The 26,087-nt window shown below is 71.7% G+C and carries 23 protein-coding genes and 2 pseudogenes; 11 read left to right on the forward strand and 14 right to left on the reverse strand.

Going from position 1 to position 26,087, the window contains the following annotated elements:
- The first annotated feature begins 2 nt into the window (after window positions 1-2).
- Window positions 3-1,271: an iron uptake transporter deferrochelatase/peroxidase subunit gene (gene efeB, locus CHC05_RS05595; RefSeq protein ID WP_089245374.1), complete on the forward strand. Its 1,269-nt coding sequence runs from the start codon at window positions 3-5 to the stop codon at window positions 1,269-1,271.
- Here efeB and CHC05_RS05600 read toward each other — a convergent pair.
- On the reverse strand, window positions 1,264-2,361 hold the full coding sequence (locus CHC05_RS05600) for a stage II sporulation protein M (protein WP_089246126.1): 1,098 nt from the start codon (window positions 2,359-2,361) through the stop codon (window positions 1,264-1,266). The two genes, efeB and CHC05_RS05600, sit on opposite strands and share 8 nt — an antisense overlap.
- 24 nt (window positions 2,362-2,385) lie before the next feature.
- On the opposite strand from CHC05_RS05600, the gene CHC05_RS05605 reads away from it, so the two are divergent.
- Complete coding sequence (locus CHC05_RS05605; RefSeq protein WP_179266061.1) at window positions 2,386-3,327, forward strand: RDD family protein; 942 nt, start codon at window positions 2,386-2,388, stop codon at window positions 3,325-3,327.
- Here CHC05_RS05605 and CHC05_RS05610 read toward each other — a convergent pair.
- Genes CHC05_RS05610 through CHC05_RS05630 form a run of 5 tightly spaced genes read right to left on the reverse strand, consistent with a single transcriptional unit; the run spans window position 3,324 to window position 8,425 of the window.
- Window positions 3,324-4,628: a DUF58 domain-containing protein gene (locus CHC05_RS05610; RefSeq protein ID WP_089245378.1), complete on the reverse strand. Its 1,305-nt coding sequence runs from the start codon at window positions 4,626-4,628 to the stop codon at window positions 3,324-3,326. The genes CHC05_RS05605 and CHC05_RS05610 overlap by 4 nt on opposite strands.
- Window positions 4,629-4,630: 2 nt before the next feature.
- Window positions 4,631-5,608, reverse strand: a complete 978-nt coding sequence (locus CHC05_RS05615; RefSeq protein WP_089245380.1) for an AAA family ATPase — start codon at window positions 5,606-5,608, stop codon at window positions 4,631-4,633.
- Entirely contained in the window at window positions 5,605-6,972 is a 1,368-nt protein-coding gene (locus CHC05_RS05620; RefSeq protein WP_089245382.1) for a DUF4350 domain-containing protein, read from the reverse strand. Before CHC05_RS05620 ends, CHC05_RS05615 begins: the two co-directional genes overlap by 4 nt.
- A complete protein-coding gene (locus CHC05_RS05625; protein ID WP_089245384.1) occupies window positions 6,969-7,565 on the reverse strand; it encodes a DUF4129 domain-containing protein in 597 nt (198 codons plus the stop codon). Before CHC05_RS05625 ends, CHC05_RS05620 begins: the two co-directional genes overlap by 4 nt.
- The gene (locus CHC05_RS05630; protein WP_089245386.1) at window positions 7,562-8,425 is read right to left on the reverse strand and encodes a hypothetical protein; all 864 of its coding nucleotides are present in this window, start codon (window positions 8,423-8,425) and stop codon (window positions 7,562-7,564) included. The genes CHC05_RS05625 and CHC05_RS05630 overlap by 4 nt, the downstream gene beginning before the upstream one ends.
- Before the next feature lie 170 nt (window positions 8,426-8,595).
- Between CHC05_RS05630 and mtrA the strand changes: the two genes are divergently transcribed.
- From mtrA to CHC05_RS43375, 6 genes and pseudogenes are all read left to right on the forward strand, one after another.
- Window positions 8,596-9,285: an MtrAB system response regulator MtrA gene (gene mtrA, locus CHC05_RS05635; protein ID WP_089245388.1), complete on the forward strand. Its 690-nt coding sequence runs from the start codon at window positions 8,596-8,598 to the stop codon at window positions 9,283-9,285.
- 13 nt (window positions 9,286-9,298) lie between these two features.
- On the forward strand, window positions 9,299-10,993 hold the full coding sequence (mtrB, locus tag CHC05_RS05640; protein WP_179266062.1) for an MtrAB system histidine kinase MtrB: 1,695 nt from the start codon (window positions 9,299-9,301) through the stop codon (window positions 10,991-10,993).
- Window positions 10,990-12,768 carry an LpqB family beta-propeller domain-containing protein gene (locus CHC05_RS05645; RefSeq protein ID WP_089245390.1) on the forward strand — a complete coding sequence of 593 codons (1,779 nt, stop codon included), beginning with the start codon at window positions 10,990-10,992 and terminating at the stop codon, window positions 12,766-12,768. Before mtrB ends, CHC05_RS05645 begins: the two co-directional genes overlap by 4 nt.
- A 1-nt stretch (window position 12,769) precedes the next feature.
- Complete coding sequence (locus tag CHC05_RS05650; RefSeq protein ID WP_089245392.1) at window positions 12,770-13,468, forward strand: phosphoribosyltransferase; 699 nt, start codon at window positions 12,770-12,772, stop codon at window positions 13,466-13,468.
- A gap of 251 nt (window positions 13,469-13,719) precedes the next feature.
- Window positions 13,720-14,070 (forward strand): annotated as a pseudogene (hpf, locus tag CHC05_RS43370) (ribosome hibernation-promoting factor, HPF/YfiA family); the annotation flags it as partial.
- Window positions 14,071-14,163: 93 nt separating this feature from the next.
- Window positions 14,164-14,361 (forward strand): annotated as a pseudogene (locus CHC05_RS43375) (sigma 54 modulation/S30EA ribosomal C-terminal domain-containing protein); the annotation flags it as partial.
- On the opposite strand, the gene CHC05_RS05660 reads toward CHC05_RS43375, so the two are convergent.
- The 4 genes from CHC05_RS05660 to CHC05_RS05675 all read right to left on the reverse strand — a co-directional run bounded on the left by CHC05_RS05660 (window position 14,350) and on the right by CHC05_RS05675 (window position 18,499).
- Window positions 14,350-15,762 (reverse strand): glutathionylspermidine synthase family protein, encoded by a 1,413-nt coding sequence (locus CHC05_RS05660; protein WP_089245396.1) that lies wholly within the window; start codon window positions 15,760-15,762, stop codon window positions 14,350-14,352. The pseudogene CHC05_RS43375 and the gene CHC05_RS05660 overlap by 12 nt on opposite strands.
- A 1-nt stretch (window position 15,763) precedes the next feature.
- Window positions 15,764-16,159: a hypothetical protein gene (locus CHC05_RS05665; protein ID WP_089245398.1), complete on the reverse strand. Its 396-nt coding sequence runs from the start codon at window positions 16,157-16,159 to the stop codon at window positions 15,764-15,766.
- A 70-nt stretch (window positions 16,160-16,229) separates the two neighbouring features.
- Window positions 16,230-17,342 (reverse strand): GNAT family N-acetyltransferase, encoded by a 1,113-nt coding sequence (locus tag CHC05_RS05670; RefSeq protein ID WP_089245400.1) that lies wholly within the window; start codon window positions 17,340-17,342, stop codon window positions 16,230-16,232.
- A complete protein-coding gene (locus CHC05_RS05675; RefSeq protein WP_089245402.1) occupies window positions 17,339-18,499 on the reverse strand; it encodes a GNAT family N-acetyltransferase in 1,161 nt (386 codons plus the stop codon). Before CHC05_RS05675 ends, CHC05_RS05670 begins: the two co-directional genes overlap by 4 nt.
- A gap of 162 nt (window positions 18,500-18,661) precedes the next feature.
- On the opposite strand from CHC05_RS05675, the gene secA reads away from it, so the two are divergent.
- The gene (gene secA, locus CHC05_RS05680) at window positions 18,662-21,565 is read left to right on the forward strand and encodes a preprotein translocase subunit SecA (protein ID WP_089245404.1); all 2,904 of its coding nucleotides are present in this window, start codon (window positions 18,662-18,664) and stop codon (window positions 21,563-21,565) included.
- 460 nt (window positions 21,566-22,025) lie between these two features.
- Here the strand turns inward: secA and CHC05_RS05685 are convergent, their stop codons facing one another.
- From CHC05_RS05685 to CHC05_RS05695, 3 genes are all read right to left on the reverse strand, one after another.
- Window positions 22,026-22,835 carry an Rv3235 family protein gene (locus CHC05_RS05685; protein ID WP_144022484.1) on the reverse strand — a complete coding sequence of 270 codons (810 nt, stop codon included), beginning with the start codon at window positions 22,833-22,835 and terminating at the stop codon, window positions 22,026-22,028.
- 170 nt (window positions 22,836-23,005) lie between these two features.
- Entirely contained in the window at window positions 23,006-23,233 is a 228-nt protein-coding gene (locus CHC05_RS05690; RefSeq protein WP_089246130.1) for a helix-turn-helix transcriptional regulator, read from the reverse strand.
- A 62-nt stretch (window positions 23,234-23,295) separates the two neighbouring features.
- The gene (locus CHC05_RS05695) at window positions 23,296-23,787 is read right to left on the reverse strand and encodes an Lrp/AsnC family transcriptional regulator (protein ID WP_179266063.1); all 492 of its coding nucleotides are present in this window, start codon (window positions 23,785-23,787) and stop codon (window positions 23,296-23,298) included.
- A 94-nt stretch (window positions 23,788-23,881) separates the two neighbouring features.
- Here CHC05_RS05695 and CHC05_RS05700 point away from each other — a divergent pair, with 94 nt between their 5' ends.
- The gene (locus tag CHC05_RS05700) at window positions 23,882-24,301 is read left to right on the forward strand and encodes a rhodanese-like domain-containing protein (RefSeq protein ID WP_089245410.1); all 420 of its coding nucleotides are present in this window, start codon (window positions 23,882-23,884) and stop codon (window positions 24,299-24,301) included.
- A gap of 52 nt (window positions 24,302-24,353) precedes the next feature.
- The gene (locus CHC05_RS05705) at window positions 24,354-24,806 is read left to right on the forward strand and encodes a DUF6912 family protein (protein ID WP_425426713.1); all 453 of its coding nucleotides are present in this window, start codon (window positions 24,354-24,356) and stop codon (window positions 24,804-24,806) included.
- Here CHC05_RS05705 and CHC05_RS05710 read toward each other — a convergent pair.
- Complete coding sequence (locus CHC05_RS05710; protein ID WP_089245414.1) at window positions 24,789-25,931, reverse strand: hypothetical protein; 1,143 nt, start codon at window positions 25,929-25,931, stop codon at window positions 24,789-24,791. The genes CHC05_RS05705 and CHC05_RS05710 overlap by 18 nt on opposite strands.
- Between the last annotated feature and the right edge of the window lie 156 nt (window positions 25,932-26,087).

Genomic DNA, 26,087 nt, shown 5'->3' on the forward strand with positions numbered 1-26,087 from the left:
AGATGGGAATCACGCGTCGTAAGGCGATGACGATCGCGGGTGTCGGCGTGGCCGGCATCGCGGGTGCTGCCGCCGGCGCGACGGCCGTGCTGGCCGCTGACTCGGAGCCCACGGTTCCGGTGTCGGCGGCCAGTGGTGCCGTCCCGTTCCACGGCGACCACCAGGCCGGCATCGTCACGCCGGCCCAGGACCGGCTGCACTTCGTCGCCTTCGACGTGGTCACCAAGGACCGTGACCGGCTGGTGTCGATGCTCCAGGACTGGACGGCCGCGGCCGCCCGGATGACCCAAGGCCAGGACGCCGGCACGATCGGTGCGGTCAACGGGATACCGGAGGCGCCGCCGGACGACACCGGCGAGGCGCTCGACCTGCCGCCGGCCGGCCTGACGCTGACCATCGGCTTCGGCCCGACGCTGTTCCGCGACGCGTCCGGCGTGGACCGCTTCGGCATCGCCGCCAAGCGGCCGGCGGCGCTGGAGGAGCTGCCGAAGTTCCCCGCCGACGCGCTCCAGCCCGAGATCTCCGGCGGCGACCTGTGCGTGCAGGCGTGCGCCAACGACCCGCAGGTGGCGGTGCACGCGATCCGCAACCTTGCCCGCATCGGCATGGGCGTGGTGAGCGTGCGCTGGTCGCAGCTCGGCTTCGGCCGCACCTCGTCGACCTCGCGTGACCAGGTCACCCCGCGCAACCTGTTCGGCTTCAAGGACGGCACGGCCAACCTCAAGGCCGAGGACACCGCGCTGCTCGACGAGCACCTGTGGGCCCGCGCGGCCGACGGAGCGTCCTGGATGGACGGCGGTTCCTACCTCGTGGCCCGGAAGATCCGGATGACCATCGAGACCTGGGACCGCACGTCGCTCGGCGAGCAGGAGGAGATCGTCGGCCGGGCCAAGGGCAGCGGCGCGCCGCTGGGCCACCAGAACGAGTTCGACGAGCTCGACTTCACCATCAAGGGCCCGGAAGGCGAGCCGGCGATCGCCGACGTCGCGCACGTGAAGCTGGCCCACCACAGCCAGAACAGCGGCGCCCGGATTCTCCGTCGGGGCTACAACTTCGTCGACGGCTCCGACGGCCTGGGTCGCCTCAATGCGGGCCTGTTCTTCATCTCGTTCCAGCGGGACGCGCACAAGCAGTTCGTGCCGATCCAGCTCAACCTCGCCCGGCACGACGTGATGAACGAGTACATCCGCCATGTGTCGAGCGCCCTGTTCGCCTGCCCGCCCGGGGTGAAAGACGGTGGCGACTACTGGGGCCGCGAGCTCTTCAGCTAGTCGAACTTGCGACCGCGGACGCCGCAGGGACGGGCCCGCCAGGGACCGGCCCGTACTCTGGCGGGAGCGACGGTCGTGCCGCCGACGGACCCGAGTCGATTAGCAATTTTGATCTTTCGATGTCTTGTGTCGCGATGCGTTCCGTCTTGGCGGCGTGTGCCGCCGCCGACCCGAAGAGCATCACGTAGCCGATGAAGCCCAGCCAGGCGAGCGCGCCGATGACGATTTTCAGCGCCGGCGGCATCGACGACGGCGTGACGAACGCTTCGATCACGCCGGACACCGCGAACAGGAAGACGAGGCCGACCGCGACCAGCAGGCCCTCGCGGCCGGCGGCGGCCACCGAACGGGTGCGGGTCAGGTGCTTGGGCGGGCGGATCCAGGCGCCGGCGATCCGCAGGCCCACGCCGGCCGCCACGTAGACGCCCGTCAGCTCCAGCAGGCCGTGCGGCGTGATCAGGCTGAAGAACTGCTCCGCCTCGCCGTACTGGACCATCACGCCGCCGCTGAGCCCGATGTTGAGCGCGTTGTTCCACAACAGCCAGAGGACCGGCAGGATCAGCACGCCCGCGGCCAGGCACTGCACCGAGAGCCAGGCGTTGTGCGTCCACAGGGAGAACGCGAACGTCTGCGGCGAGTACTCGGAGTAGTACGCCGCGAACTCCGTGTCGGCCAGCCGCCGGGCGGCCTCGTCACCGATCAGCGCGCTGGCGACCTCGGGATGACCGGCGGTGTAGAAGATCAGGAAGAAGGTCAGCGCGGTGAACAGCGTGGCGACCGCACACCACCACGGCCAGGCGCGGTACGCGGCGAGCGGGAACCCGACCGTGAAGAACCGGCCGACGTCGGCGAGGCGCGTCCGGCGCCCGGGCGAGATCGCCGCCCGGCCGGCCAGCACGAGTCGGGACAGGCGGGCGATCAGAGCCGGGTCGGGGGTACGGCTGCGCACGACCGACAAATGCGTCGCCGTGCGCTGGTAGAGCGTCACGAGCTCGTCGACCTCGACGGCGGACAGCCGGCGTTTCCCGGAGAGATGCTCCAGCCGGTGCCATTGCGCGTCGTGCTCAGCCACGTAGGCGTCGAGATCCACGCGCTCATAGTGTTCACTGTGCGGGTGACCGCGCAACCTCTCTCGTCCGACCGGGTCGTCACCGGCGAGGCCGTGGAGCTCGAGGTGCGCGCCGCCCGGGCCGGTTCCCGCGTCACCGCCCTGCTCATCGACCTACTGGTCATCGGTGCCCTGGGCCTGGTGCTGTACCTGGTCGTCTGGATGGTCCTGTCGTCGATTCCGACGCAGTTCGACAGCGCCACCATCTCGGGCATCACGGTGGTCGGCACCGTGCTGGTGCTGGTCGGCTACCCCGTCACCTGCGAGACGGTCTTTCGTGGCCGGACGGCCGGCAAGGCCGCGCTGGGCCTGCGGGTGGTCCGCGACGACGGCGGTCCGGTGCGGCTCCGGCACGCGCTGACGCGCAGCCTGGTCGGCATCGCCACCGAGTGGCCCGGGGTGCTGCTGCCGCCGGTCACCTGGGTCGCGGCGCTGGCGACGATGCTCGGCAACCCGCGCGGCAAACGCCTCGGCGACCTGGTCGCCGGCACCATGGTGATCCACGAGCGCACGCCGGCGGGCTGGGGCTGGGTGCCCGGCATGCCGCCGCGGCTGGCCGAGTGGGCGCTGACCCTCGACCTCACCGGTGTCTCCGACGAGCTGGCGTTGGCCGTGCGGCACTTCCTGGCCCGCGGACGCGAGCTGCGCGAGCCCGCCCGCACCGAGCTCGGCCGCACCCTGGCCGCCGAGATCGCGGCGGTGACCACGCCGCCGCCCCCGCCGGACGTGCCGGGCTGGGCCTACCTGGCCGCCGTGATCGCCGAGCGGCACCGGCGGGCCCGGCTGCGGCTCGCCCGCGCCCGCGCGGTAAGCGCGGCGATCTGGCCGGACCTGGTGCCCAAAGCAATGACGCCGCCGCCGGTGATGGTTCGGCCCGCCTTGCCGTACTCCGACGACACGCCCCCACTCGCCTGGCCGGTCACGGCCCACCAGCCGCGACCGTTCTAGAGCCGGGCCAGCGCCTTCAAGGTGAGGTAGGCGTCGGCGACCGCGCCCGCGAACTCCGTCGCCGGGGCGTCGACCACCTCGACACCGCCGCGCCGCAGGGCCGCCGCGACGCGGTCGCGTTCGGACAGTGCCCGGTGGCCGGCCGCGGCCGCGTAGACGTCGGCGGCGGTCGCCGGCTCGCGGATGGTCAGGTCGCGCAGCACCGGGTCGTGCGTGGCCGCGACGACGACCTTGTGCCGGGCGACCAGTCTCGGCAGCACCGGCAGCAGGCCCTCGCCCAGCGCGCCCGGCTCCAGCGCGGTGAACAGCACGATCAGCGCGCGCTTGCGTTCCCGCCGCAGCACCTCGCCGACGACGAGCTCGAAGTCGGTCTCGACCAGCGCCGGTTGCAACGGCGCGAGCGCGTTGACCAGCTTGGCCAGCAGCACCTGGCGACCGGCGCCGGAGACCGACGCGCGCACCGCGGTGTCGACGGCCAGCAGGTCGACCTGGTCGCCGGCCCGGGCCGCGAGGGTGGCCAGCAGCAGGGCCGCGTCCATCGCCGCGTCCAGCCGGGGCTCGTCGCCGATCCGGACGGCCGAGGTGCGGCCGGTGTCGAGCACGCACACCACCCGGCGGTCGCGCTCCGGCCGCCAGGTGCGGACCATCACGTCGGACCGCCGGGCGCTGGCCCGCCAGTCGATCGACCGGACGTCGTCGCCGATCACGTATTCCCGCAGCGCGTCGAACTCGGTGCCCTGGCCCCGGCCGCGGGTGACGATGCTGCCGTCGAGCACCCGCAGCCGCGCGGTCTTCTCCGGCAGCAGCACGCGGGACTGGAAGCGCGGCAACACCCGTACGCGCCAGGGCGGGGTCGCCGGGTGTTCGGCGCGTTGCCGGAACGCGAGGCCCAGCGGGCCGTGCGAGCGCACCGTGACCCCGAGCGCGGGCCGGTCGCCGCGGCGGGTCGGGGTCAGCTCGGCGGCCAGCGTCACGCTGGTGTTCGGCGGGACCTCGACGCGTCCGCGCGGCGTCACCGCGCCGGCCGACGGCACCCAGGCGTCGCGGATGTCGGCGCGCAGCGTACGCGTGCCGCTGTTGCGTACCCGCAGCCGCACGGTGGCGGACTGCCCGAGCCGGACCGCCGAGTCACCCTCGCGGGCCAGCGACAGGTCCCGCAGCGCCGCCGCGAACGCGAAGTCCACAGCGGACAGTGCCAGGACGGCGCAGCCGGCGATCGCCGCGGCCCACCAGGGCGCCGACCACAGTGGCATGGTGAGCGCGGCCAGGCCGAGCAGCAGGGCGGTCCGCCAGGTGACCATGGTCAGCGCGGGGTCGGCACGGTGCCGAGCACCGCGTCGAGGATCTGGTCGACGGTCACGCCCTCGAGCTCGGCCTCGGGGCGCAGCCGCACCCGGTGCCGCAGCGTCGACCGGGTGACGGCCTTGACGTCGTCGGGCGTCACGTATTCGCGCCCGGAGATCCACGCCCACGCCTTGGCCGCGGCGAGCAGCGCGGTGGCACCGCGCGGCGACGCGCCCAGCTCCAGTGAGGGGGAGACCCGGGTGGCCCGGCACAGGTCGACGACGTAGCCGAGCACCATGTCGACGACGCCGACCCGGCCGACCGCCTCGCGCCCGGCGGCCAGGTCGGCCGCGGTGGCCACGGGCCGGATCCCGGCGGCGGACAGGTCGCGCGGGTTGAAGCCCTGGTTGTGCGCGCGCAGCACGCCCAGCTCCTCGTCGCGGGTGGGCAGCGGGACGGCGAGCTTGAACAGGAAGCGGTCGAGCTGAGCCTCGGGCAGCGGGTAGGTGCCCTCGTATTCCACCGGGTTCTGGGTGGCGATCACCAGGAACGGCTCGGGCAGCGGCCGGGACACGCCCTCGACCGACACCTGGCGCTCCTCCATGACCTCCAGCAGCGCCGACTGGGTCTTCGGCGGCGTCCGGTTGATCTCGTCGGCCAGCAGCAGGTTGGTGAACACCGGACCCTGCCGGAAGGTGAACGCGGCGCCGTGCGGGTCGTAGACCAGCGAGCCGGTCACGTCGCCGGGCATCAGGTCGGGGGTGAACTGGAGCCGCTTCATGTCGAGGTCGAGCGCGGCCGCGAACGAGCGCACCAACAGGGTCTTGGCCACCCCGGGTACGCCCTCCAGCAGCACGTGGCCGCGACAGAGCAGACCGATCAACAAGCCCGTGACGATCGCGTCCTGCCCGACCACCGCCTTGGCGACCTCGGCGCGCAGCCGGTGCAGGGCCACCCGTGGATCGGTGTCGGCGGTCGGTCCGGCGGCGAGGGTCACCGTGGTTCTCCTTGGTCGGGCCCGGCGCTGCCGGGCGGGGTGTCGCGGGACGGCCCCGCGGGTACGACGCCGCCGACCTCGTCGGCCACGGTGTGCAAACCCCGCGCCAGGTCGAGCAACTCGTGGTCGTGCTCCGGCGCGGGGCCGTAGAGCAGCCCGTCGACCTGCGCCGGGTCGCGGCCGGTGCGCTGGGCGACGGCGGCGACCACGTCGGCCGGCCCGTGCTCGTCGTCGAGGCCGAGGGCCGGCTCGATCCGCCTGAGCGCGGCCTGGCGGAGCACCTCGGCGGCCGGGCCGCGGGCCCTGGCCCGCTGGTAGAGCCGGCCGCGGCCGAGCACGGTCTCGCCGGAGCGGACCTCGACCGGCAACGGTTCGGTGACCGCGGGACCGAGCCGCCGACCCGCCCAGAGGAGCAGCAGGAGCAGGGCGGCGCCCAGGGTGGCCAGCATCGCCCAGACCCACGGTGGGAACGCGTCGGTGATCGAGGCGCTGTCACCGTCGTCGCCGCCGCGTGCCTCGCCGGGCGGACCGTCGCGGCCGCCGGGAGGCTGGGTGTATTGCTCCTGCGGATTGGTTGTCGGCCGTTCGTAGGTCTCCGGCTCGGACTCTTCGGGCGTGTAGGTCGGCAGCGGCTGCTCCGGCGGCTGGAACCGCTCGTGCAGGTCGAGCCAGACGAGCTTGGGCCGGGTCGCCAGCAGGCCGGCGGCGAAGGCGCGGTTGGCGTGCTCGTCGAGGCGTCCGTTCAGGAAGGGGTCGGCCGCGCCGACCACCACGACCTCCTGCGGATAGCCGAACCGCAGCACGCTCCGGTCGTAGCACGCGTCGTAGCCGCCGGTGAAGGTCTCCTCGACGACGTACGACTGCCGCCGGGCGGCCGAGGCGCCGGCCTCCGTGATGCCGGGGATCCCACAGCCGCCCGAGGACACGGGCGCGGTCGCCCAGCGGCGGTCGCCGCGCAGCAGCGGCACGCCGGCGCCCCGCAGGGCCCGGGCGGGCGGGTCGACGAGCACGATCCGGGTGCTCGCCGGAAGGGACCGCAGCGCACCCACGCTCTGTGGATCGAGGTATTCGGCGGCCGGCACGAACAGGGTCGCGCCGCCGGAGTCGGTGAGCGCGGTGCGTGGATCGGTGTGCCGCACGACGGTCACGCCCTGGCCGCGCAGCACGTCGGCCAGCCGGGCCGAGCCGATGGCCGCGTCGCTGACCGGGGAGAGGAAGTCGGCGTCGCCGCTGTCGGGCGTGTCGACGGCATGGGTGACCAACGTGGCGACGAACAGCACGAGGACCACGCCGAACGGGATGAGGGTGCGCCGCCCGCGCCGCCACCCGCGGCGCAGCGCCGCCCGCCTCCCACCGGTCGTCATGACCCACCTCGCCGGCTCGCGGGCACCCGGCCACCGGCCACCGCCCGGTCCACCTCCGACGCGAGCCGCTTCATGGAGGTGTCGTCGTCTTCCGTGGCCGGCTTCTCGCCGTACCAGATGTCGGAGAAGATCGTGCCGGCCGCGGTGAGCGGCTCGTCGGTGGCCGGCGCGTTCCGGCCGGCGGCGGAGGCGAGCTCGGTGACCGTCCACCCTGGATGGTGGTCGATCACCCGGCGGTCGACCAGCAGCCGGACCACCGCCCGGAGCCGTTCGCGGACCGCCTCGGCCCACTGGCCCTGCGCGGCGAACCGGTCGGCTCGGGACAGGAACGTCGCCGCCGGCAGGTCGGGCAGGGCGTCCGGCTCGGCCTCGTCCAGCACCGGGTCGACGTTTTTCTCGGGCTCGGCGGCGGGCCGGCGTCGGCGGCGGCGGAACCGCAGCCGCAGCCGGGGCACGCGCAGGCGCGACCAGTGGGTCCAGAGCAGGGCGACCGCCGCCGCGAGGGCCAGCAGGATCAGCAGGATCCAGCCGAGCCCGAGGACGTCGCTGAGCGCGGCCGCCGTCTCGGTCCACCAGCGGGCGAAGCCGGTCATCGGCGCACCGCCAGCGGCGCCTCGGCGGGGCCGTGGCCACGGCTGAGCGCGATGTCGAGCCCCTCGGTGCGGAACCGGGTCTCCAGGTGCAGGGTGGCGGCCACGCAGGCGAGGGCGGCGTAGGCCAGCGTGTTGACGGCCACCCGCATGGCGGTGAGCAGCACCCCGAGCGCCTCGGGCGACAGGGGCACGAGCCTGGCGAGGAAGCTGCCGCCGGCCATGCCGACCAGCATCCGGATGAACCACCAGCTGAGGTACGCGAGCAGCAGCACCCACACGCCGCGGGCGCCGGAGCGGCCGGCCAGCACGATGCCCCGCCCGATCGCCCGGAGCGGGTTGACCCGGTCGGTCACCAGCACCGGCACGGCCAGCATGCAGAACCCGAAGCCGACCGCCCACGCCGGCCCGGCGAACGACAGGGTCGCGACGGTCACGCCGGCGAACAGCGCTAGGAAGAGGGTGGCGAACGGGCGCAGGCCGCGCGGGTCGAGCACCGCCCGGTTGTCCAGCGGTCGGCCCAGCAGCAGGGCGCCGGCCGCGCGGGCCGCCGGTGCGGCGACCAGCGCGATGATCACTGCCTCGCAGCCGGCGCCGACGCAGAGCGTCGTCCAGAGCGGGCCGAAGTTGCGGTCGACGGACCGGAACGGATCGAGCATGTCGAGGCCGACCCAGGCGCGCAGGGGACCCAGCAGCCACTGCTCACCCACCGCCAGGACCGCCGCCAGCGGCAGCAGCGCGGCCGCATGCCCGCGCAGCACCAGGAGGGCGGCATCGAGCAGCTCGCCCATCGTGAGCGGGCGCCGGGGGATGGCGGACGTTTCCAGGGTGGGCTCCGGGAGGCTGCGTGGGATAGCGGTCATCGTGGCATGGCGCACATCACGCCCGAGGACCGGAGTGCGGGATATTGCGTACCCGGTGGCCCGGATCAGCGCTCAACGACCGAATTGTGGGGACAGGTCACCGGGTCAGCGCGGATATTCCCCCGGCCGGCCGGTCACACCGCGATGAACGCAGATGGAATATTGGTGCCATGAGAGCCCGGGTTCTGGTGGTGGACGACGATCCCGCGTTGGCGGAGATGCTCGGCATCGTGCTGCGCAGTGAGGGGTTCCTGCCCTCGTTCGTGGCCGACGGCGAGCGTGCCCTGTCCGCGTTCCGTGACAACCGGCCCGACATCGTGCTGCTCGATCTGATGCTTCCGGGCATGAGCGGCATCGACGTGGCCCGGTCGATCCGGTCCGAGTCGGGCGTCCCGATCGTCATGCTGACCGCCAAGAGCGACACCGTCGACGTGGTCCTCGGGCTCGAGTCCGGCGCCGACGACTACGTGGTCAAGCCGTTCAAGCCCAAGGAGCTCGTGGCGCGGATGCGCGCCCGGCTGCGCCGGGGCGAAGACGCGGCGCCCGAGATGTTGACCATCGGCCCGCCCGGCAACCAGATCACCATCGACGTGCCGGCACACACGGTGACCAGGGACAACGAAGAGGTCAAGCTGACCCCGCTCGAGTTCGACCTGCTGGTCGCGCTGGCCCGCAAGCCGCGGCAGGTGTTCACCCGCGAGGTGCTGCTGGAGCAGGTCTGGGGCTACCGGCACGCGGCCGACACCCGCCTGGTCAACGTGCACGTGCAGCGACTACGCGCCAAGATCGAGCCCGACCCCGAGCGGCCGGAGATCATCCTCACCGTCCGTGGTGTCGGCTACAAGGCTGGCACCGGATAACGTTGGTTCCGCTGTGAGCAGAGCGTCACTCCTCGAGATCTCCCGAACGGCCCGGGCCCGTGCCCGGGCTCTTTGGGGTCTCGTCGTCCGGCAGGTGACGCTCTTCCTGGTCACGATCGAGCACACCTGGCGCCGCTCGCTCCAGGTCCGGGTGGTCACCCTGACCCTGGTGGTCTCCAGCCTGCTGGTCGCCGTGTTCGCCTACGTCGTGGCCTACCGCAGCTCGACGATCCTGCTCGACCGGGCCAAGCAGAGCGTCGACGCCCAGCTCGACAGCGGCCAGGCCTTCGCCAGCGAGCAGCTCATCGTCTTCGGCAAGCCCTTCGAGCCCAACGTGCGGGGCACCCTCCAGGACATCGTGTCGAACCTCGCCGGCGGTGACTCGCAGGACCCGAGCTCGGGTCTGGTGGTCGTCCGGGCCGACAACGTCAACGAGATCACCGCCGTGCAGTCCCGCCCGGGCGACATCTCCGGCGTGCTCGGCGGCGACATCACCCGGGTGGTCCGCGACGGTGGCCGGGCGACCGCCATCCGGTCCGGCAACCTCGGCGCCGGGCAGGTGAAATACCTGGTCAAGGGCACGCCCGTCAGCACCAAGTTCGGGCAGGTCGAGCTCTACTACATCGAGCCGCTCACCACCCAGGACTCGGCGGCGACCCAGATCAACGCGACGGTGCTGGCCACCGGCGCCACTCTGGTGCTGCTGCTCGGCCTGCTCTCGGCGCTCGTTACGCGGCTGGTCGTCCGGCCCGTCCGGGTGGCCGCCCGCACGGCGCAGCGGCTCTCCGCCGGCCTGCTCGACCAACGGATGGTCGTCTCCGGCGAAGACGACCTGGCCCTGCTCGCCGCCTCGTTCAACCAGATGGCCGCCAACCTGCAGCGCCAGATCGTCCGGCTCGAAGACATGTCCCGCCTGCAGCGCCGGTTCACCTCCGACGTCTCGCACGAGCTGCGCACGCCGCTGACCACCGTCCGGATGGCGGCCGACCTGATCTTCGCCGAGCGCGAGCGGTTCCCGGCCGACGTGTCGCGCACCGCCGAGATCCTGCAGACCGAGCTCGACCGGTTCGAGAGCCTGCTCACCGACCTGCTGGAGATCAGCCGCTACGACGCCGGCTTCGCCATGCTCGACGCCGAGCCCACCGACCTGGTGCCGCTCGTGCACCGCGGCGTCGAGCCCCTGCGCGCGCTGGCCGAACGGTGCGGGGTCGAGCTCCGGGTCGAGGTGCCGGCCAGCCCGGTGATCGTCGAGGCCGACCCGCGCCGGGTCGAGCGGATCCTGCGCAACCTGGTCGGCAACGCGGTCGAGCACGCCGAGGGTCGGCCGGTCGTGGTGCGCCTGGTGTCCGACGGCGTCGCGGCGGCGGTCGCGGTCCGCGACCACGGCCTCGGGCTCAAGCCCGGCGAGGAGAAGCTGGTCTTCAACCGGTTCTGGCGGGCCGACCCGTCCCGGGCGCGGCAGACCGGCGGCACGGGCCTCGGCTTGTCGATCAGCCTCGAAGACGCGCGCCTGCACGGCGGTTGGCTGGAGGCCTGGGGTGCCCCGGGCCAGGGCGCCCAGTTCCGGTTGACCCTCCCGGTGCGGGCCGGCGACCGGCTCACCGCCTCGCCGGTGCGGCTGGTGCCCGAAGACGCCGACGTGCCCGCGGTGACGCCGCCGCCGCAACCCCGTGCGATCACCCAGGCCCCGGCGGAGGTGGCACCGTGAGTCGCCGCAGGATCGGCGCGTTGGTCGTCGCGGCCGGCCTCGCCGCCGGGCTGGTGGCCGGCTGCGGGATACCCGACCACACCGACGTCCAGGTCGACCAGGCCGGCCCGCGGGCCGGCTCCGACCAGCAGCCCACCATCCCGCAGCCGGCGAAACGGACGGAGGCGAGCACCCCCAAGGAGTTCGTCCGCAACTTCCTGGCCGCCGCGGCGGGCGAGTTCGACCCGGGCGGCCCCACCAGCCAGCGCCTCCAGGACTACGTGGCCGGCGACGCCACCCGCAACTTCTCGCTCAAGGACGAGGTCACGGTCGTCCGGGTCGGCGAGATCACGGTCGCGGACGACAACGTCCACGTCCACGTCGCCGTCGACCAGATCGGCATCCTCAACTCGGCGGGTGTGATCCTCGCGCCGACCTCGACCGCCACCGGGTACGACCTGCAGATCAGGGCCGAGTCCGGCAGCGGCGGTGGCTGGCGGGTCGTCAAGGCGCCGAGCGAGGTGCTGCTCGACGTCGAGGCGCTCAAGAGCTACTACACCGAGCAGACGGTCTACTTCTGGAACACCGACCGCACGGCGTTGGTGCCCGACCTGCGCTGGCTGCCCAGCGAGGTGCCGCTGTCCCGGGTGCCGACCGAGCTGCTGGCGATGATCGAGGGCGGTCCGTCGCCCTGGCTCGCCGGCGTGGCCGTGGGGCTGCCGAAGGACAGCAAGCTGCTGATCAACGCGCCCATCGTCAACGGTCAGCTCACGATGAACTGGTCGCCGACGGCCGTCAGCAACGACTCCGGCGGCGACTACCTCGCGCGGCAGGTGGCCTGGACGGTGAGCGAGCTCGGCACCCAATCGTTGCAGCTCAAGATCAACGGCCAGCTCAAGGGGAAGTACGACAGCGTCCGGGAGCTGATCGACCGCACGCCGTACCCGATCGCTCCCGAGGCGCACGCGTACGCCGTGCTCGACCACAAGATCGGGGCGCTCGGCTTGCCGGCCGGCACGCCGGCACCCGTACCGCTGACCGACGCGGTCAACAAGGACGTGCAATGGGCCGCCTTCAACCGGACCTCCGGCGGGATGGACGCCGCGGTCGTTACGGTCGGCCCCGAGCTGCGGCTGGGTTCGGGCGTCGGCGGCAGCCCCGTCGAGGCGCTGACCCTCGTGCCCGGAGTCAAGCCGACGGCCGCGCCCGTGTGGCTGCCACGGTCCCGGACCGGGCTGGTGCCCACCGAGAAGGGGCTTTACCGTTTCGGCCCTGACCACAAGGCGGACCCGGCCCCCATCAAGGGCCTCAAGGATGTCACCGCGGTGGCGGCCGCACTCGACGGCCAGCGGATCGCGGTCATCGCCAACGGAAAGCTCTACGTCGTGCCGGTCTCGGTCATGCAGGACGGCGAGCTGGTCTTCGGTGACGCGCGGCTGCTCGACCCGCAGCTCGAATCCGTGACAGCCGTCGCCTGGAGTGGCGAGACCGCCGTGTCCGTGGGCGGCAAGGACGGCGCCGACCGCATGTCGATCGTCGACGTCAGCGTCGACGGCGCGCGCCGCACCCCGCGGATCTACGACGCGGAGGGTGCGATCAGCATGATCGCCGCGTACCCGGAGATCCGGGTGCTCGACCGCTCCACCACGATGCTCTACCAGGCCCAGAACCTCGCCTGGCTGGCCGCCGGCTCGTCGACGCAGATCGAACGTTCGATGGTGGTCGGCGCGCCGGCGAGCCCGTCGCCGGGCCCCGGTGGCGACCCTCAGCCGATCGCACCCTTCTTCGTCTACTGACGTGGTCCTCGCCGCGCTCGCCGACCTGGTGCTGCCGGCCGAGTGCGCGGGCTGCCGCGCCGCGCACGTGCCGCTGCGCCAGGGAACGTGCGCCGACTGCGCCGTCGCCCTGGCCGCGCTGCGCCCGCGGGTGGTGCGCCCGGACCCCGCGCCGCCCGGCCTGCCGCCCTGTGTCGCGACCGGGGAGTACGCGGGCCCACTGCGGGAGACGCTGCTCGCCTACAAGGAGCGCGGCCGGGTGTCGCTGGCGGCCCCGCTGGGTGCGCTGCTCGCCGAGTCCGTCGCCACCGCGGCCGGTGGCACCCGCCGCCCGGTCCTGCTGGTGCCGGTGCCGTCGACGGCCGCCGCGGTCCGGGAGCGGCACGGCGACCACCTCCGCCGGCTCGCCGACCGCGCCGCGAAGACGTTGCGCCGGGCCGGTTGGCCGACGATCGTGGCGCGACCGGTGCGCGCGTTGCCGAAACCGGACGCCACCCACCTCGACAGTGCGCAGCGGGCAATTGCCGCAGCGGCAGCCTTCCGGCTCCGGCCGACCAAGCGCACCCGAACCGCCGCGGCCGGGCGCGTGGTGGTCGTCGTCGACGACATCGTCACGACCGGCGCCACGCTCGCCGCGTTGACGACGTTGCTGACCCGGGCCGAGATTCCCGTCGATGCCGCCGCTCTTATCGCAGCGACACGCAAACGTCACCCTCAGTAGATCCGTTTTCACCCGATCGCGCCCACTGGGCGAAACTTCTCCGAACCCCCGGGTTGACAGGGGGTGACTGGGACGCCGAGCGGCGTTAGCGTGAAGTTCACCGGGGTAGGACTGTGGTCCAAGCCCCGAGGGGGACCCGCATCCGAAAGGAGGCGCACCGTCGGTCGGTCGACGCCCAGGGTCATGACGCGCGGCGTTGCCGGCCATTTCATCACCACCGCATCAGCACAGATCGTTGTGGGAGGTAACGCGTGGACATCGTCGTCAAGGGCCGAAACGTTGAGGTGCCCGAGCATTTCCGGATCCATGTAGCCGACAAGTTGGCGAAGGTCGAACGCTACGACCAGAAGCTGATCCGGGTCGACGTCGAACTATTCCACGAGCGCAATCCGCGCCAGTCCGACCACTGCCAACGCGTGGAGATCACCTGCGCGTCCCGTGGGCCGGTGGTCCGCGCCGAGGCTTGCGCGTCCGACTTCTACGCCGCCCTCGACCTGGCCATCACCCGGCTCGACAGCCGGTTGCGCCGGGCCGCCGACCGCCGTCGCGTACACCGCGGTCGCACGCCCGTCTCGGTGGCCGAGCACACGGCTTCGCTGCCGTCGGCCACGGCACCACTCGTGCCGAACGCCCGGCAGTCGAGCACCGCGGTCCTCGAAGACCCGGCCGACCGCTACTCGGTGCTCACCCAGGGGGAACAGGACGACCAGCCGTGGCACGTCGCACGGGTGAAGGAGCACCCGGGCGAGCCGATGACCGTCGACGACGCGCTCTTCCAGATGGAGCTCGTCGGGCACGACTTCTATCTCTTCAACGACAAGGAAAGCGGCCAGCCGAGCGTCGTGTACCGCCGCAAGGGCTACGACTACGGGATCATCTCGCTACAGGTGTGAGCCGATAGTGTGCGGGACGAAGTGGGCGTCGTTGCGGGTGATCAGCCCGTCGACGCCCACTCCTTCCCGGATGCCCAGGCCCGCCGGCTCGCCGTCGACCATCCAGACACCGAGCACCGGGTGGCAGTCGCCTTCCGCGCCGGGGAACGACGGCAGCTCGCGCAACTCCTGGTAGACGAAGCCCTCGCGGCCGTACTCACCGGTGTTGGCGGCCAGCGGCACGTTGTCGCGGACGAGCTCGACGTTGGCACCCTCGCGGGACCAGATCGGCTTCTTCGCGTACGACGTCATCGTCTCTGGCTTTTCGAAGTAGGCCGGGAGCAGCAGCTCGCCCTCCGGCTTGTCGCCGAACAGCTCCCAGAGCACCGGCAGCAGGCCCTTGTTGGACCACAGCGCGGCGGTCCACGGCGGCTCGATCCAGACGGTGCCGCGCTTGGTCGGGTCGGCCATGTTGCGGAAGATCGGCCGGCCGCCCTCCTCGTGCCAGAGCCATTCCCACGGGTAGAGGATGAAGATCACGTCGATCTGCGGGCCGACCTCGAACTGCCCCTGCTGGAACCGGACGCTGCCGTCGACCTGGTCGACGCCGATCTGGCTCATCGCGATGAGCTCGGTGGGGAAGCCGGCCTGGGTCGCCGTCTCCATCAGGTAGGCCACGTTCATCCGGTCTTCGCCGGAGGTCTCGCTCGTCTCGTACGCGAAGTAGATTTTGGGCCGCTCGGGCAGCCACGGGCGCGCCGCGCGCAGCTCGGCCATGTTGCGCCGCCACGCCTCGACGAGCCCCTCGTGCACCGCGTTCCACTGCCGCTCGTGGTGGTGGGTCTGGCCGGTCTGCTCCAGCCACGACCACTGGATCACCGCGCTCTCCAGCAGCGCGGTCGGCGTCTGCGCGTTGAACTCGAGCAGCTTCGGCGTGCTGCCCTTGCCCGCGTACCACAGGTCGAACCGCCCGTAGACGCTCGGCGAGTAGTCCGGGGTCTCCGGTCGTCGCGCGTGGGAGCCGAACAGGTCCTTGTCCGCGTGCGTCCAGGCGTCCTTGTCACCGTCGAACCAGGTGCGGATCACCTGCTCGTGCGCGTACTCCGGAACGCCGATCTTCGCTAGCCGGCAGGTGTCCGGCCAGCACTCCGCGGAGAGGTAGGCCTCGCGGCGCACCGTGCGGTCCCGCCGCGGGCAGCCGGCGACGATGTGGTCACCGGCGGCGACGCACATCCGGTGCAGGGTGGTGGCCGCCTGTTCCAGCGCCAGGATCTCGTCGAGGTCGAAGTCGTAGAACGGACCCTCGCGCCAGTACGAGAGGACGCGCCCGTCGGCCAGGGGAGTGGCGTTGTAGGTCAGCCCGAGCGACGCGTTCGTCTGCTCCCAGCCCTGCCGCTGCACACCATGCGCGACCCGTCGCACCTCAGCCGCCGGACGACTTGCTGCCGCTGCTGTCGCCGCCGCTGCCGACCACGTTGGACTTCACCGTGCCGTTGCTGACCCGGCCGGTCGCCGGCAGGCCCCACGCGGTGCGCTGCGTGGTGTCGTTGTAGGCGAACTTCGAGCCGCCGCCGGGCAGCTTCGCGCCGGGCTTGAGACCCTTGGCGTAGCGCGGCGAATGCGCCCAGAAGAAGAACCCGCCACGGCCGTCGCCGTCGTCGTCACAGTCGTCCTCGTCGACGATCGTGTCGTTCTGGTCGACGCAGTAGAACGTGTGGTCGTCGTCGGCCGAATCGCAGGCCGCGGTGCCACCGGCGGCGAGGCCGAGGAACGCGGCACCCAGAACGACGCGCGCGGTGTTGCGCCGCCGAACAGTCATCATCATCTCCCAGGTCCCCGCTGCAAGTGGGCTCACACTAATCGACCACCGCAACGACGGCGATGACCGTTCAGCTGGTCTCCCGGAGATCACCGGGTAGCAGTGCCCAGAGGATGTCGTCGATGCGGCCGCCGGCCATGCCCGGCAAGCGGTTGCGCTGGTAGCCCTCGCGCAGGAAGCCGGCCGCCTCCAGGACGCGCTGCGAGCCGCCGTTGGTCGGGTTGGTGCCGGCGATCATCCGGGCGATCGCGGTGTTGGCGAACGCCCACCGGCACAGCAGCACGCTGGCCCGGCGGGAGAAGCCACGGCCGCGGAACTCCGGCAGCACGCAGTAGCCGATCATCGCCTGCCCGGTCACCGGCTCCTGGTAGTACAGGCCGATGTCGCCGGCCGGCGCACCGGTGGCCGTGTCGACCATCACCAGGTCGACGCGTTCGCCGAGCAGCCAGCGGCTCTCCGCCCGGGCGCAGCGCAGCCGGATCTCCTCGAGGTCCGGCGGCACCGGCGGGACGTGCGACGCGACGATGTCAGGGACGCTGAACAGCTGGTGGTAGAAGTCCTCGTCGCCAGGCCGCAGCGGCCGCAGGGTCAGGTCGCCGTCGGTGAGCTTGCCGCCGGGCAGGTCGGGCAGGGCTCGCTCGACGGGTTTGGCGGGGTCGCCGACCAGCCGGGCCAGCACCGTCACGTCACGCCGGGTTCCGTCGGCGTTGCGGGCCGCGCCCCGGCGGTTGCCCTCGGGGTGGAAGCCGGCCGCCAGCGCGACCCGGAGGCTCTTCGGGTTGGCCAGGTCGACCAGGATCTCGAGCCGGTCGAAGCCCTCGGCGAAGGCGCGCTCGGCGACCGCGAGGGTCGCGGCCGTGGTGACGCCCTTGCCACGCGCCCACGGCGCCACCCAGTAGCCGATCTCGCCCTGCGCCCGGTCGCTGTCGACGTGGTGCAGGCCGATCGTGCCGATCAGCCGGTCGGTGGCCGGGTCGGCGATCGCGAAGCTCGCGCCGCCGGCCTCCCACTGCGACTGGTCGTTGATCCAGGTCAGGGCATGGTCACGGGTGTACGGCCGAGGCAGGGACGGCAGGAAGCGCTGGATCTGCGGGTCGGCGCAGGCGGCCACGACGTCCTCGGCGTCGTCGACGCGCAGCGGGCGCAGCCGTACCGTCCGGGTCTCGATGGGTTCCGGTTTCATGCCGGGGTCCTCCCGTTGAACGGCTCATCGGACGCTAGCAGCGCGGCCGCCCAGGCGTCGATCAGCTCACCACGGTGGTCGAGGTAGCCGCGGTTCGTGCCCTCGAACGTGAAGCCGGCCTTCTCGGCCACCCGCCGGGACGCCTCGTTGCCGACGTTGGCCCACCAGCCGATCCGGTCGACGCCGAGCGCGGTGAAGCCCCAGGCGCAGACCGCCGACAGCGCGGCCGGCGCGAAGCCGCGACCGCGCGCGTGTGGCGGCACCACGAAACCGACGTCGGCGAGCGCCGAGCGGGTGGGGTGCAGGCGCAGGTCCATGATTCCGGCGTACGCGTCGGTCTCCGGGTCTCCGATCGCGAAGACGGCACCGCTGCCGCGCCGCCAGTTGGTCGGGGCGATGTCGCGGACGAAGCTCTCGGCGTGCTCGCGGCGGTAGGGGTGGGGGACCGTGGTCCACCGGACCGTCTCCGGGTCGCTGGAGCTCTCGGTGATCGCGTCGATGTCGCGTTCCTCGAGGGCGCGCAGCTTGATCTCGCCGGCGCGGGTGGTGGCGAAGAGGTCGGGCTGCGGCCGGCTGAACGCCTTTGCGCGGCGGACCTCGGCATCGGCGATCTCCGGGTCGGTCGGGTCGCCCGGCAGCAACGAGCCGACCCAGGCGTCGCGCCGGGTGCTGTCGCGGTCCTCGATGTCGTGCCGGGCGATGCCCTCCATGGTGAAGCCGGAGCGCAGGGCGACCAGCCGCGACGGGTGGTTGCCGACCTCGGCGCGCCAGACGAGCCGGCGTACGCCCAGCTCCTCGATCGCCCACCGGGCCACCGCGCGGGTGGCGGCGGTGGCCGACCCCTTTCCGCGGGCCCAGGGCGCGGTCCAGTAGCCGATCTCGGCTTGTTGGCCCGTGATGGAGATCAACCCGGTCGAGCCGAGCAGGTCTCCGGTCCGCTCGTCGAAGACGCCGAGCGGGGCTCCGGTGCCGTCCCGCCATTTCGTGGGAGAGAGCTGCGCCACGAAGAAGTCGGCGTGCTCGCGGTGGTAGGGCACCGGAACGGAGGTCCAGCGCTGGATGTCCGGATCTTGGCAGGCCCGCTCCACGGCGGCGGCGTCCTGCGGCTGCCACGCCCGGATGACCAGGCCGGCTGTAATGATCTTCGGAGGCTCCACGCGGTCATCCTGCCGGACGCATCACCCCGGGCATAACGGGATTTCGCCTGGCGTTAGCTTCGTTATGTCCGTTATAAGCTGCTCGTCGGGAACCGCCCCTGACAGTCAGCCCGGAGGAGCGCCTACGATAGTTCGGCAGACCGTCTAGGGGAGCGTTGATCCGTGTCGATTCTGGAAAAGTTCCTTCGTGCGGGCGAAGGACGCATGCTGCGCCGGCTCAAGGCCATCGCGGCTGCGGTCAACTCGATCGAGGACGACTACGTCAACCTCACCGATGAAGAGCTCCGCGACCTGACCTTCCAATACCGGGAGCGGCTCGCCGAGGGGGAGACCCTCGACGACCTGCTGCCGGAGGCTTTCGCGACCGCCCGCGAGGCGGCGCACCGGGTGCTGGGCCAGCGGGCCTACGACGTGCAGCTCATGGGCGGCGCGGCGTTGCACTTCGGCAACATCTCGGAGATGAAGACCGGTGAGGGCAAGACCCTGACCGGCGTCTTCCCGGCCTACCTCAACGGCCTCTCCGGCAAGGGTGTGCACGTCATCACCGTCAACGACTACCTGGCGCAACGTGACGCCGAGTGGGTCGGGCAGGTGCACAACTTCCTCGGACTGACCGTGGGCGTCGTCCTGCCCAACCGGCCGGCGACCGAGCACCGCGCGGCATATGAGTGCGATATCACCTACGGCACCAACAACGAGTTCGGCTTCGACTACCTGCGCGACAACATGGCGTGGTCGAAGGACGAGTTGGTGCAGCGGGGCCACAACTTCGCGATCGTCGACGAGGTCGACTCGATCCTGATCGACGAGGCGCGCACGCCGCTGATCATCTCCGGCCCGGCCGAGCACTCCGCCCGGTGGTACTCGGAGTTCTCCTCGGTCGTCGCCCGGCTCCAGGTCGGCAAGGACGGCGAGGGCGACTACGAGGTCGACTACGCGAAGCGCACGATCGCCATCACCGAGCGCGGCGTGGCCAAGGTCGAAGACCGGCTGGGCATCGACAACCTCTACGAGTCGGTCAACACGCCCCTGGTCGGCTACCTCAACAACGCGATCAAGGCGAAAGAGCTCTACAAGCGCGACAAGGACTACATCGTCAACGACGGTGAGGTCCTGATCGTCGACGAGTTCACCGGCCGCATCCTGCACGGCCGTCGCTACAACGAGGGCATGCACCAGGCGATCGAGGCCAAGGAAGGCGTCGAGATCAAGCAGGAGAACCAGACTCTTGCCACGATCACGCTGCAGAACTACTTCCGGCTGTACGAGAAGCTGTCGGGCATGACCGGCACGGCGCAGACCGAGGCCGGCGAGTTCAACAAGGTCTACAACGTCGGCGTGGTCAGCATCCCGACGCACCGGCCGATGGTCCGCTTCGACCGCCCCGACGTCATCTACAAGACCGAGAAGGCCAAGTTCAACGCGGTCGTCGAAGACATCGCGGAGCGGCACGCGCTGGGCCAGCCGATCCTGGTCGGCACGGTCTCGGTGGAAAACTCCGAGATCCTCTCGCAGCTCCTGCGCCGCCGCGGCATCCCGCACTCGGTCCTCAACGCGAAATACCACGCGCAGGAGGCCGAGATCATCGCGCAGGCCGGCCGGCGCGGCGCGGTCACGGTCGCGACGAACATGGCCGGCCGAGGCACCGACATCCTGCTCGGCGGCAGCCCCGACAACCTCGCGGCGGCCGAGCTGCGCCAGCGCGGCCTCGACCCGGTCGAGCACGAGGACGACTACGCCAAGGCATTCGAGGAGATCCTGCCCCGCTGGAAGCAGGCCTGCGACGCCGAGGCGGCCGAGGTCGTCGAGGCCGGCGGCCTCTACGTGCTGGGCACCGAGCGGCACGAGTCGCGCCGCATCGACAACCAGCTGCGCGGTCGTTCCGGCCGGCAGGGCGACCCGGGCGAGTCCCGGTTCTACCTGTCGCTGCAGGACGAGCTGATGCGCCGCTTCCGCGCCGGTGCTGTCGAGGCCGTCATGGAGCGGTTCAACATCCCCGAGGACGTGCCGATCGAGTCGAAGATGGTTACCCGGCAGATCCGCAGCGCGCAGGCTCAGATCGAGGGCCAGAACGCCGAGATCCGCAAGAACGTCCTCAAGTACGACGAGGTGCTCAACAAGCAGCGCCAGGTCATCTACGCCGAGCGCAAGCGGGTGCTCGACGGCGAGGACCTGCACGAGCAGGTCCGCCACATGATCGACGACGTGGTCGGTGCCTATGTCGAAGGCGCCACCGCCGACGGCTATGCGGAGGACTGGGACCTCGACCAGCTGTGGTCGTCGCTGAAGCAGCTCTACCCGGTCGGCGTGACCGTCGACGACATCGAGGAAGAGGCCGGAGGCGAGCGCAACAGCATCGACTCCGAGTTCCTGGTCTCCCGCATGAAGGACGACGCGCACAACGCGTACGACCGGCGCGAGGAAGAGCTGGGCACCGAGGCGACCCGCCAGCTCGAACGGATGGTGCTGCTGCAGGTCATCGACCGCAAGTGGCGCGAGCACCTCTACGAGATGGACTACCTGCAGGAGGGCATCAGCCTGCGGGCCTACGCGCAACGCGACCCGGTGGTCGAATACCAGCGCGAGGGCTTCGAGATGTTCGCCACAATGATGGACGGCATCAAGGAGGAGACCGTCGGCTTCCTCTACAACCTGGACGTCCAGGTCGAGGAGACCCCGGCCCCCGCTGCCGAGCCCACCGCCGGCGGCGCCCTCCCGATGCCCGACGACGCCACGATCGAGATCAAGGCCAAGGGCCTGGGCCGCGCGTCCCGCCCCCAGGGCGGCTTGCAGTACTCCGCCCCCACGATCGACGGCGCCGCCGGCGGCGGTGGGGTAGCGGTCCAGCACACCCAGCCGCAGCCTCCGATGCAGCACGCGCCGGCCCTGGGCGTCGGCAACCCGGCCCCCGCGGCCGGCGGCGACCGCCCGCGCCCGTCGCCGGGCCGCCGCCCGTCACCGGGCCGCACCGCTGCCCAGCCGAGCAACGGCCCGTCCCGCAACGCGCCGTGCCCGTGCGGCTCGGGCAAGAAATACAAGCGCTGCCACGGAGCACCCACCCCGTGACCTGAAGTGCTTCGAGAAGCCCGCCCCCCTTGCCGGGGAGGCGGGCTTTCTCGTGCCGTCCCTCCTTTCGTGGCGGTGCCGGTCCCCGCGCCCACCCGCCGCGGTCCCTGCGGCGTCTGCGTGCCAGCCGCGGCTACGCCCGACACCCGGGTGCGACCGGATGTTTGGCGCGTCGCTGTCGACCTCGCGGCGACCCGCGCGCTTACGCCCCGCGGGCCCTCGCGGCGCCTTGGCGGGCTGAGACGACCCGGTGCCGCGCGGTCCGCAGGAGGGCGAGCTCCCGCGGATCGTCGTCCTGCCGCGCGGTCCGCAGGAGGGCGAGCTCCCGCGGATCGTCGTCCTGCCGCGCGGTCCGCGGTAGGCGAGAAGTCGCCCTGTCCGCGTCTACCGCTGCCCTTGTCCGAGCGGTGGAGCCCGGAGCGCTCACCGGCGTGCCCTGGCCAGGTGGGCGCTCCGGGAGTCATAGGACCTGGAGCACGGTGCCCAGCCAGCGCTTGCTGGTGTGTTCCAGGCGGAAGGCCATCGCCCACGTGCGGGCGTCGGTGCCCAACGCGGCGGCGGCTTCGATGATGCCCGGCGCCGGCTCGCTGATTCTCAGGCGGCGTAGCCGCACCAGATCCGGCTGTTGCTGACGCCGTGGGATGGTCGGAGTGATCGGCATGCGGCCCAGCGCGTCCAGGAGCTGTTCGACCAACGCGTGGGCGTTCGTCGGTCGCGACAGCGACCGGACGTGCGCCACCGGACGGTAGCCGTTGAGGATCTCCAAACACGCCCGCGCGAAGCGGCCCGCGGCATGACGCGCTTCGGGCGAGGCCGTGAGGCGTGGTTCTTGGGCCGCTGTGGTCGGTGGATCGACCACCTGCTCGGGCCGACGGGTCAAGGCAGAGAAGTCGAAGGCGAGCTGCCCGGCCGCCTCCCGGTACCACTCGTCCGCGCCAGGCTCGTCGACATACGGCGGATCGAACGACGGCGCCGGCCGAAGAGTGATGGGTGGGTAATAGCCCTTCGTCACAGTGCGCTTGTGCCGCGGAGACCGACGGATCAGCGACGCGCCCGCGTCATGCGCGAAGCGCACCGGCGCCGATGCTGGCTCGGGAGCCGGGCGGCTTGGCGTGCGTCCGCGTCCGCGGCCGGCGGCAACTCGGTGAGGCGCGGTGGCCCGAGTCGATAGGCCCGAGACGGATGGCGCGTTCGGCCAGCCGGTGCCGGTCGGTGTCACGAGCGGTGGCTCGCGGGTCGGGTCGGTGGTGGGAACGGTGGCGGTCGACATGGAGCAGCCTCCCCGGTGGGCTGATCACCAGACAAAGATCTTGCGTTTGCTTTCGTTTGCCTTCGACCGCATCATCTTCGGGCCAGAGTTCGGCCTTCGTCAATGGCAGGCATGGAAAACGGGGTGCCTGCCGAAAGCAGACACCCCGTTTGCCGGGAAGTTGTGGGGAGCTACTCGGGCTCGTTGTCGACCAGCGGGTTCGTGGCCACCCAGTCCGCGGTCTCCGCGTACTTGTCGGAAATGTATTCCTCGAGCTTGGCCCGTTCGACGCGCCACTGGCCGCGGCCGCCGATCTTGATTGCTGGGAGCTCCCCGCTGCGGACCATGTGGTAGATCTGCGAGTCCGAGGTGGCCAGCTCCTTGGCCACCTCGGACAAACGCAGGAACCTCGGCTCCACCCGGATCACTCCTCAGCCAGCGCGGTTGCCTCAGTTTGCCATCGACTGCCTGCGGACAGCACCTATGCCTCGGCCCCGGGGCCAGTCGGTGGCAGCGCCGCGGCGGCGGACACGTCCCGGCCCGGCAGTGGGCTCGAATAGACCACGCTGGTCGTCACCGCGCCCAGCCCGGCGATTCGGCCCGACACGGACTCGAGATGGCGCATCGAGCGGGCGACCACCTTCAGCACGAAACAGTCCTCGCCCGTCACGTGGTGCGCCTCGATGATCTCGGGCGTCGTGTCGAGCAGGGCGTAGAACGGCTTGTAATTGCCCGTCGGGTAGCGGAGCCGGACGAAGGCCATGATCTCCAGGCCGACCACCGCGGGCGGCACCACCGCGCGGTAGCCCGCGACCACCCCGGCCTCCTCCAACCGCCGCACCCGCTCCGCGACCGCGCTCGGTGACATCGCCACCGCCCGGGCCAACTCCGCGAACGACGACCGCCCTGACGACTGCAGCTCAGCGAGCAATCGCCAGTCGGTCGAGTCAAGCACCGGGGAATCAACGGACACGGGAGCAAAATACCGCGTGACCAACGGCCGATCAACAAAAGTGCCGGGGGGAGCCCATTCAACAAAGGCCAAACCACGAATAGCGTCAACAGGCATGAACGCACAGGAGTTCTTCGCCGCCAAGCTGGCCTTCCAGACCGACGTCTCCGACGTACACGCCGCTCTGGAAAACCCCGATTTCACGCTCGTCGACACCCGCGACCTCGCGGCCTTCCGGCAGGCCCACATCCCCCAGGCGATCCACCTGCCGCGCAGGATGATCCCGATGCGCGCGGCCAAGCTGCTCGACAAGGCCACCCCGGTCGTCGTCTATTGCTGGGGCCCCGGCTGCGACGGCGCCACCAAGGCGGCACACGAGCTGGCCAGCCGCGGCTACGACGTGAAAGAGATGATCGGCGGCATCGAGTACTGGATCCGCGAGGGCTTCCCGGTACGCACGAAGGACGGCCTAGTCACCCGCCAGGCAGACCCGTTGACCGCGCCGCTGGCGGCCGTACCCGCCGGCAGTGTATGAACGTCCGGTGCCTGACGCTCTGATCCGGGTCTACCTGCCGGCGACGCTGCCGATGCTCGCCGCCCTCCGCCACGAGGGCCTGACCGTCGCCGCCGCGCACGCGGTGACCGCCGACCTGAGGGAGTGGTACGCGGAGGGCGACGAGGAGGAGCTCGAGTACGTCGCCTTCACCCGCGCCGCCCAGAGCGCCCTGCGCCTCCTCCGCCAAGATCCGACGGCGCCGCGCCGGCGCGTGGTGGTCTCCGCCGACCTGGGCCGCGCGGCCGTGCAGCGGGTCGACGGCGAGCTCGGCTCCAGCATGGTCAAGCTGACCGGCCCCGTGCCGCTGCAGGCCGTTGCCGCCGTGCACGTCGACAGCCAGGACGCCGAGGAAGACGTCCAGACCGCGGCCGGTCAGGTGGAGGAGGCGCTGGCCGGCGACCCCGACGCGCAGTTCGCCGTCGACAGTGCCGAGGACCACGAGCTGGAGTGGTACGACGTCTCCGAGCTAGACACGCTTCTTTGACGGCAGCGTGCGACCGAACGCGATCGTGGTGGTCAACGCACCGACGAAGAACACGATCAGCGTGTACGTGAGTCGGTCCGCGTCGACATGCGCACGGAACGCGCGGTCGAAGTCGCTCAGCGACGCCACGGCGTCGAGCACCTGCGCGCCACCGACCCGGGTGACCACCTCGGTGACCAGCAGCGCGATGCCCACGCCGGCGCCGGTCACCATGTAGAACGGCCAGCTCAGCGCGCCGCCCTCGGTGGTCTCCCGCTTGGTGACCCGGCGCAGGTAGACGTAGGGCACCAGCCCCGCGACCAGGCCCGCCACCAGCGCGGCCAGCGTGCTCGACCCGGAGATCGGTCCGGCGCCGAGGTAGTTGAGCACGAACTGCACCGCGAACACCGCCAGCGAGCCGGACAGCACCGCGGCGATCAGGGAGGTGGGGCGCAGGCCGGCGATCGCGCCGCCGACCACCGACGCCGCCGCGACCGTGGCCGCGAGGACCCGGCTGCCCGGGCCGTCGTACCCGATGATCACGCCGAGCGCGCCGAGCAGCCCGACCGCGACGCTGGTCACCAGGGCGCCGGCCCAGCGGGTCGACGCCGCGGGGGTCCAGCCCGCGCGGGCGATCAGGTTGACCGCGACCAGGGCCGAGGCAGCGCCCGCGACCAGGCTGGCCGAGACCACCGTGGGCAGCGAGATGGCCGCCGAGGCGATCGCCACCGCGTCGGTCACCGAGGTCGAGATCTCCCGCTGGAGCACCCACAGCGTCGTGCCGAACCAGGCCAGCGCGAGCAGCGCCAACAGGCCGGCGCCGGGGCCAGGAATCAATCCGGTGGTACGGGTGGTCGGCCGGGTCGAGATCCGTACCGGCGCGTCATCGACCTCGTCGTCCGATTCGTCTGTCACGTCCGCGTCGGCAACGGCCTCGTCCGCTGCGGTCTCGTCCGCGACAGGCTCTTCGGCGACCGAACCCTCGGCGAGGGTCTCCTCCACCGCGACCGGCTCGTCGGCCGTGACCGGAGCAGCCGTGACCGGAGAATCAGCCTCGGGTACGCGCTGCGCGACCACCGCCGCAGCCGTGTCGCCGGCAGGGGGCGAGTCGGGTTCGGTGCCCACAGCCCCGGTGCGCTCGCTCATCGTCTCCCCTTCGGTCTGCTCGACCCCGGTCCGCTCGTCGCACCAGGGTACGCGGGCCCCCTGACCGGGCCCGGGCGCGGGCGCACAGCGGTGGCCATGCGGCCGGACGTGCGAATATGGCTTGAGGTCCCACCACCGTGGCAGCGGCATCCGCCG

The organism is Asanoa hainanensis (assembly GCF_900188485.1).
GTDB lineage: Bacteria > Actinomycetota > Actinomycetes > Mycobacteriales > Micromonosporaceae > Asanoa > Asanoa hainanensis.

What these genes read in the sequence shown, in the direction of transcription:
- efeB (WP_089245374.1), top strand. Translation starts at nt 3, where the DNA reads ATGGGAATCACGCGTCGTAAGGCGATGACGATCGCGGGTGTCGGCGTG.
- CHC05_RS05610 (WP_089245378.1), bottom strand. Translation starts at nt 4,628, where the DNA reads ATGGTCACCTGGCGGACCGCCCTGCTGCTCGGCCTGGCCGCGCTCACC.
- CHC05_RS05620 (WP_089245382.1), bottom strand. Translation starts at nt 6,972, where the DNA reads ATGACGACCGGTGGGAGGCGGGCGGCGCTGCGCCGCGGGTGGCGGCGC.
- CHC05_RS05625 (WP_089245384.1), bottom strand. Translation starts at nt 7,565, where the DNA reads ATGACCGGCTTCGCCCGCTGGTGGACCGAGACGGCGGCCGCGCTCAGC.
- CHC05_RS05630 (WP_089245386.1), bottom strand. Translation starts at nt 8,425, where the DNA reads ATGACCGCTATCCCACGCAGCCTCCCGGAGCCCACCCTGGAAACGTCC.
- mtrA (WP_089245388.1), top strand. Translation starts at nt 8,596, where the DNA reads ATGAGAGCCCGGGTTCTGGTGGTGGACGACGATCCCGCGTTGGCGGAG.
- CHC05_RS05665 (WP_089245398.1), bottom strand. Translation starts at nt 16,159, where the DNA reads ATGACTGTTCGGCGGCGCAACACCGCGCGCGTCGTTCTGGGTGCCGCG.
- CHC05_RS05670 (WP_089245400.1), bottom strand. Translation starts at nt 17,342, where the DNA reads ATGAAACCGGAACCCATCGAGACCCGGACGGTACGGCTGCGCCCGCTG.
- CHC05_RS05685 (WP_144022484.1), bottom strand. Translation starts at nt 22,835, where the DNA reads ATGTCGACCGCCACCGTTCCCACCACCGACCCGACCCGCGAGCCACCG.
- CHC05_RS05700 (WP_089245410.1), top strand. Translation starts at nt 23,882, where the DNA reads ATGAACGCACAGGAGTTCTTCGCCGCCAAGCTGGCCTTCCAGACCGAC.
- CHC05_RS05705 (WP_425426713.1), top strand. Translation starts at nt 24,354, where the DNA reads ATGCTCGCCGCCCTCCGCCACGAGGGCCTGACCGTCGCCGCCGCGCAC.
- CHC05_RS05710 (WP_089245414.1), bottom strand. Translation starts at nt 25,931, where the DNA reads ATGAGCGAGCGCACCGGGGCTGTGGGCACCGAACCCGACTCGCCCCCT.